18 protein-coding genes are annotated in these 18,040 nt (G+C 32.3%); all 18 read left to right on the top strand.

The features are described from left to right. The 18 genes from ACJAX4_RS00200 to ACJAX4_RS00115 all read left to right on the top strand — a co-directional run bounded on the left by ACJAX4_RS00200 (position 1) and on the right by ACJAX4_RS00115 (position 17,908). On the top strand, positions 1-885 hold the full coding sequence (locus tag ACJAX4_RS00200) for a hypothetical protein (protein WP_435787435.1): 885 nt from the start codon (positions 1-3) through the stop codon (positions 883-885). A 139-nt stretch (positions 886-1,024) separates the two neighbouring features. Beyond that, complete coding sequence (locus ACJAX4_RS00195) at positions 1,025-1,516, top strand: phage holin family protein (protein ID WP_435787434.1); 492 nt, start codon at positions 1,025-1,027, stop codon at positions 1,514-1,516. Between the two features lie 11 nt (positions 1,517-1,527). Continuing rightward, positions 1,528-1,995, top strand: a complete 468-nt coding sequence (locus ACJAX4_RS00190; RefSeq protein WP_435787433.1) for a hypothetical protein — start codon at positions 1,528-1,530, stop codon at positions 1,993-1,995. Positions 1,996-2,087: 92 nt separating this feature from the next. After that, positions 2,088-3,209 carry a hypothetical protein gene (locus tag ACJAX4_RS00185; protein WP_435787432.1) on the top strand — a complete coding sequence of 374 codons (1,122 nt, stop codon included), beginning with the start codon at positions 2,088-2,090 and terminating at the stop codon, positions 3,207-3,209. A gap of 60 nt (positions 3,210-3,269) precedes the next feature. Further along, positions 3,270-4,769 carry a hypothetical protein gene (locus ACJAX4_RS00180; RefSeq protein WP_435787431.1) on the top strand — a complete coding sequence of 500 codons (1,500 nt, stop codon included), beginning with the start codon at positions 3,270-3,272 and terminating at the stop codon, positions 4,767-4,769. A 143-nt stretch (positions 4,770-4,912) separates the two neighbouring features. Then, positions 4,913-5,851 carry a hypothetical protein gene (locus ACJAX4_RS00175; RefSeq protein ID WP_435787430.1) on the top strand — a complete coding sequence of 313 codons (939 nt, stop codon included), beginning with the start codon at positions 4,913-4,915 and terminating at the stop codon, positions 5,849-5,851. A 1-nt stretch (position 5,852) separates the two neighbouring features. Then, a complete protein-coding gene (locus ACJAX4_RS00170; RefSeq protein ID WP_435787429.1) occupies positions 5,853-6,569 on the top strand; it encodes a hypothetical protein in 717 nt (238 codons plus the stop codon). A gap of 87 nt (positions 6,570-6,656) precedes the next feature. Further along, entirely contained in the window at positions 6,657-7,628 is a 972-nt protein-coding gene (locus ACJAX4_RS00165) for a hypothetical protein (protein WP_435787428.1), read from the top strand. A 92-nt stretch (positions 7,629-7,720) separates the two neighbouring features. Beyond that, positions 7,721-8,302: a hypothetical protein gene (locus tag ACJAX4_RS00160; protein WP_435787427.1), complete on the top strand. Its 582-nt coding sequence runs from the start codon at positions 7,721-7,723 to the stop codon at positions 8,300-8,302. Next, the gene (locus ACJAX4_RS00155; RefSeq protein WP_435787426.1) at positions 8,278-9,273 is read left to right on the top strand and encodes a hypothetical protein; all 996 of its coding nucleotides are present in this window, start codon (positions 8,278-8,280) and stop codon (positions 9,271-9,273) included. The genes ACJAX4_RS00160 and ACJAX4_RS00155 overlap by 25 nt, the downstream gene beginning before the upstream one ends. Positions 9,274-9,290: 17 nt before the next feature. Beyond that, positions 9,291-10,034, top strand: a complete 744-nt coding sequence (locus ACJAX4_RS00150; protein ID WP_435787425.1) for a hypothetical protein — start codon at positions 9,291-9,293, stop codon at positions 10,032-10,034. Beyond that, the gene (locus tag ACJAX4_RS00145; protein WP_435787424.1) at positions 10,034-10,411 is read left to right on the top strand and encodes a hypothetical protein; all 378 of its coding nucleotides are present in this window, start codon (positions 10,034-10,036) and stop codon (positions 10,409-10,411) included. Before ACJAX4_RS00150 ends, ACJAX4_RS00145 begins: the two co-directional genes overlap by 1 nt. A 90-nt stretch (positions 10,412-10,501) precedes the next feature. Beyond that, positions 10,502-11,608: a hypothetical protein gene (locus ACJAX4_RS00140; protein WP_435787423.1), complete on the top strand. Its 1,107-nt coding sequence runs from the start codon at positions 10,502-10,504 to the stop codon at positions 11,606-11,608. 2 nt (positions 11,609-11,610) lie between these two features. Next, complete coding sequence (locus tag ACJAX4_RS00135; protein WP_435787422.1) at positions 11,611-12,279, top strand: hypothetical protein; 669 nt, start codon at positions 11,611-11,613, stop codon at positions 12,277-12,279. After that, complete coding sequence (locus ACJAX4_RS00130; RefSeq protein ID WP_435787421.1) at positions 12,266-12,772, top strand: hypothetical protein; 507 nt, start codon at positions 12,266-12,268, stop codon at positions 12,770-12,772. The genes ACJAX4_RS00135 and ACJAX4_RS00130 overlap by 14 nt, the downstream gene beginning before the upstream one ends. Before the next feature lie 86 nt (positions 12,773-12,858). Continuing rightward, positions 12,859-13,158 (top strand): hypothetical protein, encoded by a 300-nt coding sequence (locus ACJAX4_RS00125; protein ID WP_435787420.1) that lies wholly within the window; start codon positions 12,859-12,861, stop codon positions 13,156-13,158. A 2-nt stretch (positions 13,159-13,160) separates the two neighbouring features. After that, the gene (locus ACJAX4_RS00120; RefSeq protein WP_435787419.1) at positions 13,161-13,871 is read left to right on the top strand and encodes a hypothetical protein; all 711 of its coding nucleotides are present in this window, start codon (positions 13,161-13,163) and stop codon (positions 13,869-13,871) included. After that, complete coding sequence (locus tag ACJAX4_RS00115) at positions 13,871-17,908, top strand: hypothetical protein (protein WP_435787418.1); 4,038 nt, start codon at positions 13,871-13,873, stop codon at positions 17,906-17,908. The genes ACJAX4_RS00120 and ACJAX4_RS00115 overlap by 1 nt, the downstream gene beginning before the upstream one ends. Positions 17,909-18,040: the final 132 nt, after the last annotated feature.

The following is an 18,040-nucleotide window of genomic DNA, read 5'->3' as shown; positions in this document are numbered from 1 at the left end:
ATGGCAATTCCAAATAGAAATGATTTTACTTTACAAAATGTAATTTATGAATTAGGACTAGCTTCAGATGAAGGATTGAGTCAATGTTTTTCAGATGCAGTATTAGGAGATTTTGATTCTAACTATGAAGTTAATTCATCAGGTAATAAAAACAATTTATTAAACTTTAGAAATTATGGAGCTTCACCTCCTCCTACTTGTACTGGTAGAGTTATAGTTTTTCAAATATGTAATGAAAACTCTGCTATGGATGATAATTTTGATATATTATTAAATAATGTAAAAGTTGGAGAAACAGATCTAAGTTCTAACAGCCAAGTAGGTTCTGTTTTTATAGGTTCTACTAATACATCATTAACGCTATCAGATGCGGAAGCTGATTTTGGATGTCCGATGTCAGGAATGGTAGTATATTATTTTGACCCTGTTATTTTATCTTCGTCTAATGTTATATCAATGGATAATACTCAAAACAATAACAATAGTAATTATGGATCAATAGGAGTTAGAAATTATTTAATTAATGGAAACTCTTTAGAAACTCCTAGAGAATACACTGATTTTACATTTACTGGAAATAGTGGTGGTAATTTTGAATTTACATTTAACTTTACTACTTGTGGTACAGAAATAGGAGTAGGATCATTAACTGCATTTTCTTCTAGTCTTGGATTTTTAAGTTCAAAAAATGATGCGTGTAATTCATCAAATACTAACGAAACCTATTACCATGATGGATCAAGTTCAATACCTGGTACTGGCGATTACGTATATACTAATGCAGGAGCAAGTGCTCCATTAGGATTGGGTTACTATAAATTTTCTGGACCTACAACCTACGAAATAGGTTCAAGTGGTCTAGTAGTGGGTACTAGTTCTTGTTAAACTTAAACAAGTTAAATTTTATATTGATTTAATTAATTAAATTTTTATAAAGTATTAATTAAATAACATTACATATAGCTATAATAAGTATAATTAAAAATATACTATTTACTGTATATTTGTATTAAGAAAAAAAGAAATGAATTCAATTACGTTATTTTTTAAATCAATGACACTAGGCAAGTATTTATTACTGCTTATAAGTCCTTTACTTGTAATCATATTAAGCATGAAGCCTCTTTTATTTGCTTTAATAATAATAATTTTTATAGATTTGTTAACTGGAATTAGGAAATCACACTACTTATCGAAAATTAAATTTAAACCTTGGAAAAAAGAGTTTTGGAAAGTTATAAAATCAAGTGAACTAAGAAAGAGTTGGAAAAAAACAACAGAATACTTTATTGGTATAATTGTTTTTATAGTTCTACAGATGTTAGTTTTTAAAGGACTATCAGTAGAAGCTTTTGGAATTGATTACTCTTTAGCTGAATTAGCCGTTGTAGTAGCTTGTGTTGTTGAAGTGTACAGTATATACGAAAACATGGAGGCGGTTAGCGGAAACAATCTATTTAAGAGGGTTTTAAATTTACTTCCAACAAAAATTAAAGATATATTTAAAAGTAAATAAAACATTAAAAAATGTCAAAATTAAAATACTTAATAATCCATTGCACAGCAACTCCAGAAGGGAGAGAAGTTACAAAACAAGATATCGAGCAGTGGCATTTAGTTGAACGTGGTTGGTCTAAAGTAGGTTACAGAGATCTTTTACACATAGATGGTTCTTTAGAGAATTTAATCGATTACAACCAAGACGATCAAATAGATAACTGGGAGATTTCAAATGGGGCAAGAGGTTTTAATGGCCAATCAGCTCACGTAGTATACGTGGGAGGAACTGAAAAAGATGACCTTACAAAATCTAAAGATACTAGAACTTATGGTCAACACAAAGGTTTAGAAACTTACGTAAAGTTTATGATTCTAAGACATCCTCACATCAAAGTAATAGGACACAACGAAGTGTCTGAAAAAGATTGCCCTAGTTTCAATGTAGGTGAATGGTTAAGATCAATGTGTGTTGAAGAAAATAATATTGGTTTATAAGTAGTATTTATTAAGTGTTTAGCTATAATACCTATTGGCATTAAGAGGCTAATTTTCTTACTTTTGTTAGAGGAGAATTAAAAACATTTAACATGGGAGAATTAAATTTAGGAGATTTAGAAGATTTCAACGAAAGCTCACTTCAATTATTTGATGAAGAAACAGGAGTTCAAGGAAATAAAGAAAAAGAAGGGGAAGTCAAACCAGGATCTACGGATACAAATAATGACGATAAAAAAAATACTGACGGTGATGATACTTCAAAAGAAGATCAAGAGAGCGTAGCTGATCAGGATAAAGATAAAAATCAAGTTCAGGCGGGTGAAACCTCTAAAGATGGCGACGGCAGTGATTCTTCCTCTCCAAAACTGAATGAGACTGAACAGCTTTATTCTAACTTAGCTGCCGAGTTCAAAGCCAAGGGTGTTTTACCTGAGCTTGATATTACAAAAATTAAATCCTTAGAAGATATTGAGGAGGCAATTAAAAAACAAGTTGAATCTGGATTAACAGATAGACAAAAATATCTTGAAGAAGCACAAAAAAGCGGAGCATCCGTAACAGATGTATCTGAAAAGATGAATACTATTGAGAAACTTAAAGAGGTTTCTCCTGAGTATATTCAAGACGAAACAAATGGAGACTTTAGAAGTACAGCCATTACGCAAGATTTTATGCAAAAAGGATACACTGAAGAAAGAGCTAGAGAAATGGCTCAAAGAAGTGTAGATAACGGAACAGACATCGAAGATGCTCAATTTGCGTTAAAAGCTTTAATTGAAGCAGAAGAAACTTCTTTGCAAGGTCTTATGACTGATGCAAAAGGAAAGGAGGATAAAAGCTTATCAGACATTAAGTCTTACATAGCGACCACTCCAGAAGTAGTACCTGGTGTTACTTTAACTGATTCTCAAAAAGATGAGTTATATAGCCAGATTACTTCAGACTTAGGTAATAAAGAAAATGCATTTATGCAGGCTCAAAAAGCTGACCCAGTTGGATCACGTATCAAACTAGAAGCTTTATTTTATCTAACGAAGGGTCTTACTGATTTTAACGTGTTTGGAAACAAGCAAGAGAGTAAGATTAGTACTGATTTAGAAAATTTAATAAGAGGTGCTAAATTTACAAGTGAAGGTTCTGTTGAGACAAATACCGAAGACAGTCAATCTAACTTTAAATTATCAGATCTTAAGGATTTTGAAATAGAGTAATAAACAACTTTTTAACAGAGGTGCACCAAAAAAATAGCGTGTACGTAAAACAATTAAATTATGCAATTAGGCAAGTTTCAGGTAACTGACGCAAAAGCTTTTGCTGGAACGATTAATCCTGAGAACACTTTAGGTGCTATATGGAAAACATCTCCAACAAAAATTAACGAAGCTATGATCAAGTTGTTAGCAATCAATAGAGGTAAATCTCTAGAGAACATGCTAGCTAAGTTTGAAACAAAGCAGGTTGAAAACGATAATGAGTTCTATTGGGAGCTTATCGGTAGTTCACGTAGAAACATTCCTTTAGTGGAAGCTTCTTTTAAAGGTGCTACTGTAACAGATTCAGACACTGGCGTTGGATCAGGTGGTCAAGAATTCGAATTAACATTTGATGAGCAGTGGTTCTTCAAAGGTGAGTTAATCGTAGGTGAAAAAAATGAAGTATATCCAATTAGATTACTAGACGATGGATATCCATCAGGATCGCAATGGGTACACACTGCAGAGATTGCAGGATCAGACAGAACAGGTATTCCTGGTTCAGAGTTAATCGCTGGAAAAAGATTTACTGAGGAGTTTGCTCCAGTAGGTAAAGGTCTTTCTAGAGAAGTTGGTGGTATTCGTAGAGTAACTCCAGTTTCTATGAGAGGTGAGTTGACTACTATTCGTATCGACCATAAACTTCCAGGAGACGCTACAAACAAGAAAGTTGTAATGGGTATTCCTGTTATTGACAAGTCTGGTAACAAGAAAGTGTTTGGTGCATTAGCATTATACGAAGACTGGTTAGTAGAGCAAGAATTTTCTTTATACAAGAATAAATTCTTAATGTATGGTAAAACAAACAGAACTTCTGATGGACAGTACCATAACAAAGATGTTTCAGGACGTAGCATCAAAATTGGATCTGGTATTCGAGAGCAAATGGAACAGTCTAATACTTACTTCTATAACGAATTCTCAATTGAATTGTTAGAAGAAATCCTTTTTGGATTATCAGAAGGAAAGTTAGGATTTGACCAACGTACCTTTATTCTTCGTACAGGAGAAAGAGGAGCTGCTGCATTCCACAAGGCTGTATTAGCTACAACTTCAGGATGGTCAAACAACGTAGGAACTCCAGGAACTAATCCATCAACTGTTAAAACAACAACTTCTCCATTGCATGCTAACGCAATGAGTGCAGGTTTCCAATTTGTAGAGTATATGGCTCCAAATGGTGTAACAGTGAAATTAGAAGTAGATGATTTCTATGACGATAAGATACGTAACACAATTAAGATCCCTGGATCTAGTGGAGTTGCTGAATCTTACAGATTTGATATATTTTACATGGGTACTACAGAAAATCCAAATATCCAAAAAGTAACTGTAAAAGGTGCTGAGGAAATTAGAGGTTACCAATGGGGATTCAGAAATCCTTTCACAGGAGCAGTAAACAATGGTAATATGGGAACTCTTGAAGATTCCGGAACAATAACTAAATGGTGTCAGTTAGGCGTTGTTTGTTATGATGCTTCTAGAACAGCAAGTATTATTCCTTATGTATTAGCATAAGAGTAACTATTACCCTCGTTTGTTCGACGAGGGTAATTTTTAAAAGCAATACATATATATTTATATATTTGCTTTAAACAAGTTGGTAGATCTTTACAAACTATCACACATAGAGAAGGAAGAATTTTAAATAAGATAACAATATGGCGACAGCTAAGAAAAAAGTAGAAAAAGAAGAGTTAGTAGCAACAGTAGTAAGAGAAAAAGAAGTTCGTACAGACTTTCTAGAAAATAAGATTGTATCAGTAAAGTATATTCTTAAAGAAGGAAACGGTATTAAGGATCCTAAGCATGTTGCTCACGGAGGCTTATTAAATGGAGCTGAGATTGCAATTCCTGCGCCAACAATGGACAATGGAAAAATGAAGAATCTTCTTACTGATAGAGAAAAAAATGGATTAGAAAGCTTACTAGATGGAGTTAATTTATCGATATATGGTAGCTTTTGGAAAGAAAGAGATAAAGACGGAAAAAGAGGTGTAGCATACGAAATGGGAATTTTACCAATATTTTTAGGTAAAGATGAACTAAGATTAGATATATCAGATCCATACGACTTTATTAAACTTAAATTATTACAAGCTTGTCCAATTGTAGCAAACAGTTTAGATGAGATTAATCACAGGGCTACAAATAGATTTGTACTTACATCTGCTTCAGAGCAAATGGCTAAAGAAATAGATAAAGTAGGTAATAAAGTTCAAGCATATAAATTATATGTTAAGTATGAAGAAAGCAAGCAAATCTTAAGATATACTTTAAGAAATCTTGGTAGAACAACTAATAGAAGTCATAAGTTAGATTTTCTACAATCTGAATTACACAAAGAGCTTGAAAAAAATCCAAGTTTACTTGTATCTATAATGGGAGACGAGTACTTAAAATCTAAAGTCTTATTAGAGTCTTGCTACGAATACGGAGCAATAGTTAAAAAAGACAAGAAGTTTTATACTTTAGATAATGAACCAGTATCGGATGGGGACGCACCTTATTTAGATGTAGCTAGTAGATATTTATCTAGCAATTTAGGTCAAGAAATGAGGTTAGCTTTAGAAGCAAAATTAAAACACTTAGAAGAATAATATGACTGCATCAGAATTTAAAGAAGGATTCAATTTAAGATACAACAATGCACTTGAGGGTGCTCCTGGATTGGATACTTATGAGATAAGTTCTTATTTGACTATCGGCCAAGAGCAATTAGTTAAAACAAGCTATGATGCAGACAAAGATCCAACTTCTTCATTTGAACTAAAAGAGAAATCTAGAAGAATATTAAATGAATTAGTTAAAGATGAAAAGATAACTCTACCAGTGGCCTCAACAAGAGGCTTGGTAGACGAATCTAAATTTTACGAGTTGAGCGAAAGCCCAATGTATATTGTCTTGGAAACGGCAACTATCAATGGGAAAGTAGTGAAGGTAATTCCGGTTACGCATGACGAGTTTATTTTAGACTATCCGAATCCATTTAGAAAGCCTAATGGTAAAAAAGTTTGGAGAATGGATGTTTCAAAAGAAAACTCTAAAACAACTGTAGAATTAATTTCGTCAGTAAATATTACTAGATACAACGTGAGATATCTTACCTTTCCTTCTCCAATAATTATTGGAAGTTTATTGACATCTCCGGATGTTTTGGGAATGGGTTTAACTATTAACGGACAAACTGCTGTAGCTACTTCAGTATTAAGTGAATTAGCTCACACAGACATTGTAAACATTGCGGTAGAAAATGCAGTGTTAGATTACAGAGAAAGCTCTTTGAAAGCAAGAGTTGAAATGGATTCAAGAGTATAAATAAAAATATGTTAGGATTAATGATACAAATCCTTTACATTTGTAATAGTATCAAAAACTTTTATTAATTAAAAACAAATTATTATTATGGGATTAGCTGGTCAAAACCAAGTTAGACACATGTATGTAGGTCAAGCTGACGCTTCAAGTGTAACATCAATGAGCTCTTTAGAGTCTGGTGCTACTAATGATTTAATCATCTTAAGTAAAGACGGTACTGCTGTTGCAGCGGGAAAAGCCTTCAAATTATTTCAAAAGGATGCACTAGGAAACGTTATCTCTAGTGATACCATCAAACCAGATAATGTAACAGACGTAAGATCGGTTGCTTACACAGCAGCTGTAAACAAGAAAGTAACAATCTCTGCATTAACTGTAGACGTTAACTCTCTTTATACTGTAAATATTGAAATTAGCCAATTTGGTTCTTTATCTCAAGAAGATACTTACTTAAAGCAGGGGTATTACAAAGCCGTAACAGGTAATGATGCAGAAGCTGTTGTAGACGGACTTATTGCTTCTTTAAATAGAAACTTTTCCCGTGAACAAGGAGCTAATGCTACTTCAAACCCAGCGTTTACTTTTGCTAAAACAGGAAGTGGATCAGGTGCAGCTTTAGTTGTAACTGGAAAAACTCAAGGCTCAGGCTTTGACGGAGACAAGAATATTAAAGTTTATGATGATTTTGCTATTGACGTTTCTTGTACTACTTACCCTACGGTAACTATTACTGACAAAGCTAGTAAAGGAGTTGGTACTGGATATCAAGTTGTTGAAATGGAATATTTCTTACTTGGTGAAAGAGGAGATACTCATAGACTTAATGCTTACCCTCATAACATTGTGGGTCCAGATTTAGTTTCTGTCGCTAGTGGTACTTATGATATTGTAGAAATATCTTATTATGACGAAGGTAGAGATGAAGCTAAAAAGTCTAAGAAAACTGTAACAGTTGCAATGCCAACAGCAGCTGCGCCAAACGCAGATGTGAATTCAGTTGTAGCAGACTTAAATACTATTTTAGGAGCTGGTAGTGTAGATACTATTAAGGCATCGTAATATAAAACGATAATTATCTTAAAAAATCTAAAAGGGACTGGAATTTAATTTTCCCAGTCCCTTTTTTTATTTAATAACAATAAAACAAAACTATGTCAATTACAGTAAATAAATTCATGGTGTCTAACGATCTTTCTACTATTTCATTAGATGTAGATGTAACTTCCGGACAAACTATAACTCAAATCTTGTTGTGGGATCAAGACTCTTATAAAGACCCATCTAAATCTGTAGACTTGTCTTCTCTTTTATCTGGATCGACAAACTCAGAAGTATTCGATATAACTGCTGCAAATGCAAAAGTAGCTAATTTTAAAGGAATATACTTATTACAAATAACCACAAGCGAGCCTGAAGCTATTATAGTAGCTACACTTAACTTAACTCAATATTATATAGTACAAGCTAAGTTAATTGCAAATATTGATTTATCGTGTCTTAATTGTAATAGTAATTTTCAAAACTCATTGTTGTTTGACATGTATTTGGAAGCTACAAAACAGTCTTTAGTTCTTGGAAGATTTCAAGATGCTATTGATAACTTAAAAAAATTAATCATAACAATAGATACATCTACTTGTGACGATTGTAACGATATTGAAGCCGTAGTATCTACTGCAGGAAATATTGTTTCGATAGGTGTAATAGATTGCTTACTAACTACTACAACATAATGACTGAAAAAGACGGAAGAATATTCATAACATCTGTAGGAAAAGCTTCTAAGCATTTGGAGTACTATGGAAAAGCAAACTTAGAAGGATTATCCTTGTTAAGGTTGATATATAAGTACTCTTGTTACTCAACAACTTACTCTACATTGCAGAGGTTAAACTCTATGGTTACAACTTTACAGCTTACAGATCCTTTTATATGTATTGAAAAACAAGCTCTACCATCATTTATAAGTGATTTTGAACCTATAGGAATTGTTGAGATTAAAACTTCTGGTGTTGTTTTGCCAAACGTTGCTCCAACTATTTCTTCTTTTTCTATATCTTTAGGCGATGCTGCTAATAACTATAACTTTAGCAATTTAACATCACTATCTAGTTATAGCGATCCCGAAGGAACTAATCAAAGTAGTTTTGTTGTAAAATCACTACCTTCTACAGGAACGCTGTTTTACAACGGCTCTGAAGTTCAGCTAAACTCTTTGCTATTAAATCCTGAACTTTTAGTTTATACTAGAGAAGGTACTGTCGGGTATAGCACTTCTTTTACAATAAGTGCATACGACAACGATTTACAAGTTCCACTGGAATCTAATATTGCTACAATAAGTGTTGAAGTAGTTCAAATAGCTGTAGAAAACGAACCAGCAACTGTTGGAGATACTAAGCTTTATGGAAACAATAGAGTTACGACTGTATTTAGCTCAGCAGATTTTACAACAAAAGCTATTGCACCATACTCTGATCCAGAAGGAGATGCTTTAGATGCTATTAAAATTCTTGATATATCTTCTATCAATAATGGAACTTACTATTATTTTGGAGCTATAGCAATTATTGGTCAAGTTATCACTAAATCTGAATTAGATTCAGGTGCTTTTTATCACGAGTCAGCAGATTCTAACGCAATAACTACAGACACAATATCTGTAGCTGTTAGAGATACAGGATCAATGGAATGGGTAGAATAATTTAAAAATAAAAAAAAATGTTTATAACTATAACAAACAAGGGTCTTCCTAACGGAAGGCCTACCTCTACAGGTTCAAATGAAATAAGTAACATAGCTTATTCTGGTAATCATGTATTTACTTTAGCTGATTTTACTACTGGAACTAGTCCTGCTTATTCGGACCCTGAAGATGATCCTTTAAAATACATAAAAGCAACATCTATTTTAGTGGGAAATGGAACTTTAAAACTAAATAACACAGAAGTAACTCTTGGTCAAATAATTTTCTCAGGAGAGATTTCTTCAGGTAATTTAATTTATTTATCTGAAAGCATTGTAGAAACCTCTTATGTAGATGTTTTTTCTTTTGACGTTGCTGATACAGGTTCAAATTCATTAAGTGGATTAAATACAGGTCAAATGAGATTAAGTGTTTTAGAGAAAGCTAATGAAGCTCCTTCTCAAGTTGGTGATGGAGCCGTATTAACTGAGTATGCAACAACAAGAACTTTTCTTAGTGTTGATTTTACAACAGGAACAAGCCCTCAATATGCGGACCCAGAAGGAGATGCCGCAGATAAATTAAAGATATTAACACTACCAGCAGAAGGAACATTAATATTTAACGGCTCTAACGTAGTTACAAATCAAATTATATCTTTTGATGAAATAGATGCAGGTTATTTTTCTTATGTTCCAGATTCAACAATAACAACTATCCAGTCACTTAGCTTTGATTTTTCTATAGCTGATGCTGGGTCAGGAATATTCGTACAATAATGGGAACAATGTCAATACACGTCGAAGAAGAATTATCTCAACCTACTGTAACAGGAAAAATTGGAGGAATGAGGCTTACTAATACAAATTGCCAAAGTACATTTACGGTTGGAGTAAAGACTACTTCGTCTGTTGTTGTTACTTGGTTTGGTGAATTAGCTTTATTTGTTGTTGAAGGATCAGGTGGAGATAGCGTAAGTAATGGAGAAACAATAGATGAATTAACTGAATATAACTTAAGTATAGACGGGTACAGATCTTATAACGATTATCAAAACAATAATGACCGTACTGTAACTTTCTTTATTCATGATAATTTTGGTAATTTAATACATAGTAAGTCTTTTAACAGGAGATGCTCAAGCAATTATTGTTAATGTTTCAATAGTATATGATGCTAAAATTTGACTTATCGTTATTTATTTTATATATTTGCCAACGAGTCTATATTAATTAAACAGTTTTACATGAGAGATTTAGAATTAGTAAAAGATTTTCTTAGAAATAAAAAAAGTTATTTGAATGAAGGTAACCCAAAAATTCAAATGTTTTTATCAAGAAAACACAACGGGCGTCAAATTAGTTTTAAAATAATTACAGAGGCGAGAAAACAATTAAGAGAAGAATTATCAACATCAATACAAGGAGAGGTAGAAATAAAAAAAGACATGAAAGTGTCTCCAGAGTTTATAGAAAAATTTAATAAACTTGCAGAACAACTAGGAGTACAGCCAATAAAGGCGATCAAAGAAATTAAAAAATCTTCTGAGCCTACTCTAAAAAGAAAGGAAGCTTTAAAAACATTTAAAACTCCATCAATAAAGGATCAAGCTGGAATGCATCTATTATTAGGATGCAACCATGTTCCTTTTCACAACAAGCAACTACATAAGGGTATCTTAAACCTTATTAAAGATCACAATAAAAAGATTAAAGGATTTCACCTTATGGGTGATTTTATAGATTTAAACCCATTATCAAGCCACGACAAGGGTAGATTTACTGCAATTCCAGGGTTAACACTAAATGATGAGTACCGGATTGGAAATAAATTACTTCTTGAGTTTGATAAAGCATTACCTGCAGATGTTTGGAAAACATATCTGTACGGAAACCATGAAGACAGACATAACAGGTGGATGTCAGTAATGGATAACGCAAAAACACCTCTAGTATCTCCGGAAGACGGATTAAAACTATGGCAAAGAGGATACAATGTAAAGACTAATTGGAACAGAGATTTTATCACACTTGGTAATGACTTTGATATTTTTCACGGTGTTTACTTTAGTATTCATAACGCAAAAGCTCACTTAGATAAATTAAGAAGAAGCTGTGCATATGTTCATACACATAGAATACAGAACTACAGAGAAGGAGAGATGGCAGCGTTTAACATTGGTGCATGTGCTGATTTTACTACTAAAGCATTTAACTATGCTTCTAGACCAATGAAACAACAATGGGCTAATGGTTTTGCAATAAACATGATCGACGAATTAGGTAGGTCAAACATAACTCAAATAAGCGTAACTCCTGATGGACACTTCTTTTTTGGAGGTAAAAAATATTAATCATGACTAAAAGAGAAATTATATATCAAGCTTTAGAGAAGCTAAACATACAAAGTGATGATTCACGAATTAACGAAGAATTACTTAGTTCTTTTATAGATACAAAAAGAAGTATGCTGTTTAAGCAACAGTACTCTAAAAGTGCTTGGAAAATACCAGCAAGCAGTAAACAAGAATTATGTCTAACACTCTCTTTAGTTGACAAAGTGAGTGGTTATTCTTGTGCTGGAAAAATTCTTTCAACAGTTTCAATTCCATCATCAATTAAAGTTAAAGGAAAAGAAGGACCTTTACTTGTTAGAAAAGAAGATGGAAGTGCAATATCTTTAAGTGTAGTTGCAATTGAAAGAATTCCTTACTTATTTGAAAATAAATATTTAAAAAACATAACTTATTGCGCAGTAGATTCTGAAGGAAAATTAATTATAATTTCTAACAACGATGAGCATAAGTTCTTAAAAAAAATTAGAATAGTAGATGTATTTGAAAATCCAGGAAAAGCATTACCATATAAATGTGGATATGATAGCTCAATTGATGAGTGGGATGTTGAATATCCTTGTGAATCAGCAATGACAGATACTATTGTAGATCTAATTGTTAGAGAGCTAACCAGAACTTTAAATATTCCTGTAGACGATAAAAACGATTCAACAGATGACAGAAGATAAAAGAATACATAGAATAAAAGCAGACTTTGGTAACTCAGACTATTATAAACATTTTATAAAAGAAACTGATTGCACTCATATTTCTAGAGCTAAATACGGAGTTGTATTAAGAGAATTTAACAACCATGTAAGAGAAAGAATATCTACAAAAGGAGCTGAATACTTTATGCCTTTAAGAACTGGTAAAATTGAATTAAGAAAAATTAAAACTGAAGTTAAACTAGATGAGGAAGGAAAGGTGATAAATAATCTGCCTGTAAACTGGAAAGCAACAAGAGAGCTTTGGGCTGAAAGTGATTTTGCAAAGGAAAAGAAAACTAAAATAAGATATACTAACGAGCACACCGATGGTCATACTTTTAGAATATTTTACAGAACATCTAAAGCTAATTTTAAAAACAAGAGTATATACAAAATGAAATTTAATAGAACACTTAAGAGGGATCTTTCTAAATCTATTTTTGCAGGACGTATAGACGCATTTATAAAATAATAGTCTAGTAAAAAAAATGCTTCGGCTTAGGGAAATATGCATGCTGCAGCTTGGTAACAAGAGAAACCCTTTAAAAAAGTATATTCATGTGGAAGCATAACCACAAGACTATTTTAAAAACAAATAAAAACAAAATGGCAAGATTTAGAAAAAGACCAATAGAAGTAGAAGCTATACAGTTTGATGGAGATAATTACAAAGAATGTGAAGCATTTATTGGTAAAAAAAATATTGACAATAAACTAAAATATCCTAACATAATAACAAGCGAAGGGACAATGAAAGTAAGTGTAAATGACTTTATAATTAAAGAACCATTTGATAAAGAAAGAAGCTGCTACCCTTGTAAACCAGAAGTATTTAAAGAAACTTATCAAAAAATATAATTATGGCAAGCACAGGAAATTTAGTAAGTATTAAAATGATAGCTGACAGGCTTTTAAGAAACCCTTTAATGAAGGATCTTAATTACGAATTTATTGTAGACAATGCTATTCAAGTTTTAAGAATACTTGACGCTCCGTCTTTGTATGTAAATCGTAGAGAAGTTTTAAATGTATCAAATTACAGAGCGTTAAAACCAATAGATATTATAAAGGTTGAAGGAATAGCTAGAACCGACGGAGGTAGAGGGCCAGTTCCTTTACAGACAAGTGAAGATATTTCTCAAGAATTTTTTGGATCCGGATCAAGCGCTCCATCTAGAAGTGATAACACTTATTCTTTAAATAGCAAGTATGTTAGTTTAAACTTTGAAAAAGGTACGATTGAATTAATCTACAAAGCTATTGCAGTAGACGAGGAGTGCTATCCTTTAATATTAGACAACGAAACATTGCTTAGATGTGTCGAAAGCTATATAAAATGGAAGTGGTTTGACATATTGAACGACATGGAGCTTGTATCTGACAGGAAATTAGATAAAGCTGAAACAGATTACTGTTTTAACGTTGCTCAAGCAGATGCAAATATAAAGCTTCCTAGTTTAGATGAAATGGAAACTTTGACAAACACAATTGTTCAATTAATACCAAGTGCAACTGAATTTTCAAAAAGATTTGAATTCTTAGGTAACCAGGAACACTTAAAAATACACTAATGATAAAACAACATGTATCAAGTCCGACTGGAATGTCAAAAGATTTGTCTAGCGATAAGCAAGGTAAAAAATACTTTAACGCAAAAAACATAAGAATTCTTTCTACCGACCAAAAGAGTACATTCGCTGTTACTAATGAGGTTGGAAATGAGTTAGTTTTTGCTATTCCTACGCCTTCTATTAACATATCAGCAACAAGTATAGAATATACTGTTTCAAGTGTTATTAAATCGCTTGTGTACGAAACTACTTCAACTACAATTCCCAGATGTCCTATAGAGAAATCTTATTACGGAAAAACATCAGGTACTCAAGAAATTATAGGAACAAAAGATCTTAGGGACTCAGCCTTAATTATATCAACAGACGGTAATGGCTTTGATTGTTTTTGGGAACTTACTAATTTAAACGACAGTAATTTTGATTTAGAATTACTTTACATTGCTGACTTGTCTTTATCAAAAGAGAACTTAGTACAAATACTTTATAACTATGAAAATTCAATTATACAAAAAATATATTTCGTCGATGGTATACATCAACTCAGGTATTTTAATATTAGACAAAAAAAATCAAACGGTGACTCTATCGAACTGGTTGATGTAGATCCAAGTGCTATCGATGTTGTAAGTCCTTACTCTTTATCTCAGCCTGTAATTGAGGGCGTTATTGGAGGAGGTTCTCACACTTCTGGTATGATTCAATATTCTTATGGACTTTACATACTTAACGGCTCTCAAACAGCTCCTTCACCTTTATCAGAACTAATTTCCATAGACAAAGGAGATGGGCTTGGAGGAGGAAAAGTAAATGAAGTTCTTGGAAGGTCTGTTAGATTAAATATTCCTACTATTGATAACAAGTTTACTCACATAAAAATATACTCAGTAAAATACACTTCTTATAATCAGGACCCTGAAATAAAAGTTATTGCTGATAAAGAAATAGATAACTTTAACTCATTAAGAATTACAGATGACGGGTTAAAAGGTACTTCTGTTTCTATAGAGTCTTACATATTTTTAGGATCTAACCCAATTGTTCCTAGACACATTGCAACTAAAGACAATAGATTGTTTCCAATAAATATTATAGAACAACCTTTTGATGTAGAATTAGACTGTAGAGCTTTTTCTTTTAACTCTTCATCGGTTTGTAAAGTACTTGACAATGCTTACGTTAATTCTTATGGTCAAATTAGTGGATCTGAATCTATAGTAAGTGGAACAACATTTTCACTAGCCTTAAACAATGATGCAATTAATGCAGATTACGAAACTTACAAATATAAATCAAACGGAAGCACAAAAGGAGCTTCAGGAAAATTTGTAGAAATTGAACTTATTCAGTCACCAGTTTCAAATTACGAAGATAAGAAGTTTTTAAAAGATAGGGAAATATACAGAGTTGGTGTAAAGTTTTACAATAGATTAGGACAAACTTCTGAACCTAAATGGGTTATGGATTTAAAAGCTCCAGAAGGTAATTTAACCGGATCTTACAATCAACTTCGTATGACTTTAACTCCTAATTTTTATACTTGGTTGTCTGATTCAAATAACTTTAAAACTGAAGATGACATTCCCGTTGGATACAAAGTAATTCGAGCTGACAGAACTTTAACAGATCAAACTATATATGCTCAAGGATTTATTAATCCTATGGTTGCTAATTTTGTTTCAACAAATAAATTGACAACATATCAAGAAAGACAAGATGCTGTAGATTCTACAACTTCAGATATTATACCGTCTATGACTAGAATGTTTAGCTCTAACATTCCTTTTATTAAATGCATTGACTATTATGATTTAGCTTCTAAGAGTGAAAGTGATTCAACTGATTCATATGGTAATTCAATAGAAGGTTTTAAATCTGCACCCCCTGAAGATTGGAGAGCTCAAAATTTCCAACATAGTAGACTTATGCAGTTTTTTAGTCCTGATGTATTGTTTAGAGATAATCAAATAGATTCTAGTTTTAAATTAAGAGTATTAGGACTGGTTGAACAAAGTTATTCTGCAAATTGGTCTACAGAGACAAACCCTATAACAGGAGTAGATGACTATGCAATGAAGTTTCTTGATGGAATAACAAACAAAACACCAGGAGTAAATGCTAAAAAAATAACTGGAAATAATCCTGGTTATTTATCTGATATAGGATTTTTTGGACCTACAAATGGAGACAATAGTCATGCAACACATCAAGTTTTTAGAGAGTTTCTTGGAACTTATAGCACAGCTTCACATTTACGTGAATATGATATTTACGGAACACCTGAAATAACTAATACTGGTGCAGATTTTACTTCATACAATAATGATGGTAAACTAAGGTATTCAAACAACCTTAAGACAATGCTTATGGATGACTGGAGAAAAGATGACGATGTTCATAATGATGCAGAAGTTCATATACAAGGTGTAAACACTATTGGAGCTAAATGTATAACTTTTGCTGAAGGACCTGATAGTTCTAGTTTTCCTGTAGAAAACAGAGAAACTATTGAAGATATTCATTCAAACACAGGTATTACAGTAGGAAACGGAGTTCTTATGGCTGAATTTGTAAAAAACTCTAACGAACTATACGTAGGAAGTATGTATGGAGGAATGGGTTATGAGTCTAAAAGAAACTCTAGCTACATAGATGTAGGAAGTTATAACGATATAAATACAAACAACGTTATAATAGAGTCTCCAGGAGATACTTTTATCAATACGTTTACATTTACAAAACTAGTTAAAGATAATACTGAAATTAAATCTACACAATACAATTTAATATCAGAGATTGTTAGTATAAAGGTAGAAACTACTGTTGATTTAAAAAATAGAGACGACTTGTCTTTAAATGAATGGGATAACACAAAACAACCAAAGTATGATGAGTATCAATCTTACAATAATGTATATTCTCAACAGCCTACTTTATCAAAGTCTATAGATTTAGGTTCAAAAATTAAAAAGATTCAAGAATTTGACGGAAGGTTAATGTCTTCAAAAGAAAAAATACCTGGAGAATTTATTGACAGTTGGACAGATTTTTTAGAAAATGAAAAAATGGATCTAGACGGAAAGTATGGACCTATTAATGCGGTTGTAAATATAAAAGATGAAATATACTGTCTTCAAGATACTGGAGTAGCTCACATAGCTATTAATCCTAGAGCACAAGTACAGGCTAATGATGGAATATCACTAGAATTAGGAACTGGAGGAGTGCTACATGATTATAATTACAAAAGTACAACTTCAGGATGTTTAAATAAATGGGGAGTAATAGCTTCAGAACAAGGATTCTATTATGTAGATGTTAATAACAGCGCTATAATGTCTCTTGGTTCAAAAGGAGTTACCAGATTGTCTGATTTAAAAGGGTTTCACTATGATTTATTAAATAGAATAAACACTTCTGAGTTAAGAAAAGACAATCCTTTAAACGGAACAGGTGTATCAGTAGGTTATAACTCTGTTAATTCAGATATTTATTTTTCATTTCACCAGCCAGGCGATAGTTTTACTTTAGGTTTTAATGAAAAGATTGGAGAATTTATTAGTTACTACGATTATGTTCCAAGCTGGTACATAAACAAAGGTAAGGTAATGATAACAACATCTCCTGATAATTCTCAATTATGGGAGCACTTTAAAGGATCACCTAATCATTTTTACGGAGTTCATCATGCTAGTTCAATGACACTGCATATTGCGCCTCCTGGAAATGAAATAATTTTAAATTCAGCTTCTTACAAAATGGAGTTAACAAGCAATCTAACCGGTTTAGAAGTTTTAAATAAAGGACTTACAGGTGTAAGAGTTTATAATGACTATCAGGATTCAGGGATAGTTGACCTTGTTGACAGAAGCAATGTATTCAAAAAGTTTAGAAATTGGAAGATTAATTTTCCTAGAGACAAAAACTCTAGAGATAGAGTACGTAGTGCCTGGGGCTTTGCTGAGTTCGAATTTAAGAACCCAGAAGGTAACAAGCTTATTTTACATGACATATCAATATTTTTCACACAGCATTAACACTGTATGACACTGAATATTGACATTTAATTCATTATTTCATATATTTGTATTATGTTTGAAAATGACAACGATAAAAAGAATAAAAAGAATAAAAAAAAGCCTGGGTTTAACGCTCAGGCTTTCAAGCAT

Origin of the sequence: Clostridium sp. (genome assembly GCF_051278035.1) — a bacterium.
In the GTDB taxonomy this organism is placed as follows: Bacteria; Bacillota; Clostridia; order Clostridiales; family Clostridiaceae; genus Clostridium_AD.
Note: the sequence above shows the minus strand (reverse complement) of the source record. Positions and strands in the feature narration are given on the sequence as shown.

What these genes read in the sequence shown, in the direction of transcription:
- ACJAX4_RS00135 (WP_435787422.1), top strand. Translation starts at nt 11,611, where the DNA reads ATGACTAAAAGAGAAATTATATATCAAGCTTTAGAGAAGCTAAACATA.
- ACJAX4_RS00120 (WP_435787419.1), top strand. Translation starts at nt 13,161, where the DNA reads ATGGCAAGCACAGGAAATTTAGTAAGTATTAAAATGATAGCTGACAGG.
- ACJAX4_RS00150 (WP_435787425.1), top strand. Translation starts at nt 9,291, where the DNA reads ATGTTTATAACTATAACAAACAAGGGTCTTCCTAACGGAAGGCCTACC.
- ACJAX4_RS00195 (WP_435787434.1), top strand. Translation starts at nt 1,025, where the DNA reads ATGAATTCAATTACGTTATTTTTTAAATCAATGACACTAGGCAAGTAT.
- ACJAX4_RS00145 (WP_435787424.1), top strand. Translation starts at nt 10,034, where the DNA reads ATGGGAACAATGTCAATACACGTCGAAGAAGAATTATCTCAACCTACT.
- ACJAX4_RS00200 (WP_435787435.1), top strand. Translation starts at nt 1, where the DNA reads ATGGCAATTCCAAATAGAAATGATTTTACTTTACAAAATGTAATTTAT.
- ACJAX4_RS00185 (WP_435787432.1), top strand. Translation starts at nt 2,088, where the DNA reads ATGGGAGAATTAAATTTAGGAGATTTAGAAGATTTCAACGAAAGCTCA.
- ACJAX4_RS00165 (WP_435787428.1), top strand. Translation starts at nt 6,657, where the DNA reads ATGGGATTAGCTGGTCAAAACCAAGTTAGACACATGTATGTAGGTCAA.
- ACJAX4_RS00170 (WP_435787429.1), top strand. Translation starts at nt 5,853, where the DNA reads ATGACTGCATCAGAATTTAAAGAAGGATTCAATTTAAGATACAACAAT.
- ACJAX4_RS00160 (WP_435787427.1), top strand. Translation starts at nt 7,721, where the DNA reads ATGTCAATTACAGTAAATAAATTCATGGTGTCTAACGATCTTTCTACT.
- ACJAX4_RS00115 (WP_435787418.1), top strand. Translation starts at nt 13,871, where the DNA reads ATGATAAAACAACATGTATCAAGTCCGACTGGAATGTCAAAAGATTTG.
- ACJAX4_RS00180 (WP_435787431.1), top strand. Translation starts at nt 3,270, where the DNA reads ATGCAATTAGGCAAGTTTCAGGTAACTGACGCAAAAGCTTTTGCTGGA.
- ACJAX4_RS00175 (WP_435787430.1), top strand. Translation starts at nt 4,913, where the DNA reads ATGGCGACAGCTAAGAAAAAAGTAGAAAAAGAAGAGTTAGTAGCAACA.
- ACJAX4_RS00140 (WP_435787423.1), top strand. Translation starts at nt 10,502, where the DNA reads ATGAGAGATTTAGAATTAGTAAAAGATTTTCTTAGAAATAAAAAAAGT.
- ACJAX4_RS00130 (WP_435787421.1), top strand. Translation starts at nt 12,266, where the DNA reads ATGACAGAAGATAAAAGAATACATAGAATAAAAGCAGACTTTGGTAAC.
- ACJAX4_RS00125 (WP_435787420.1), top strand. Translation starts at nt 12,859, where the DNA reads ATGTGGAAGCATAACCACAAGACTATTTTAAAAACAAATAAAAACAAA.
- ACJAX4_RS00190 (WP_435787433.1), top strand. Translation starts at nt 1,528, where the DNA reads ATGTCAAAATTAAAATACTTAATAATCCATTGCACAGCAACTCCAGAA.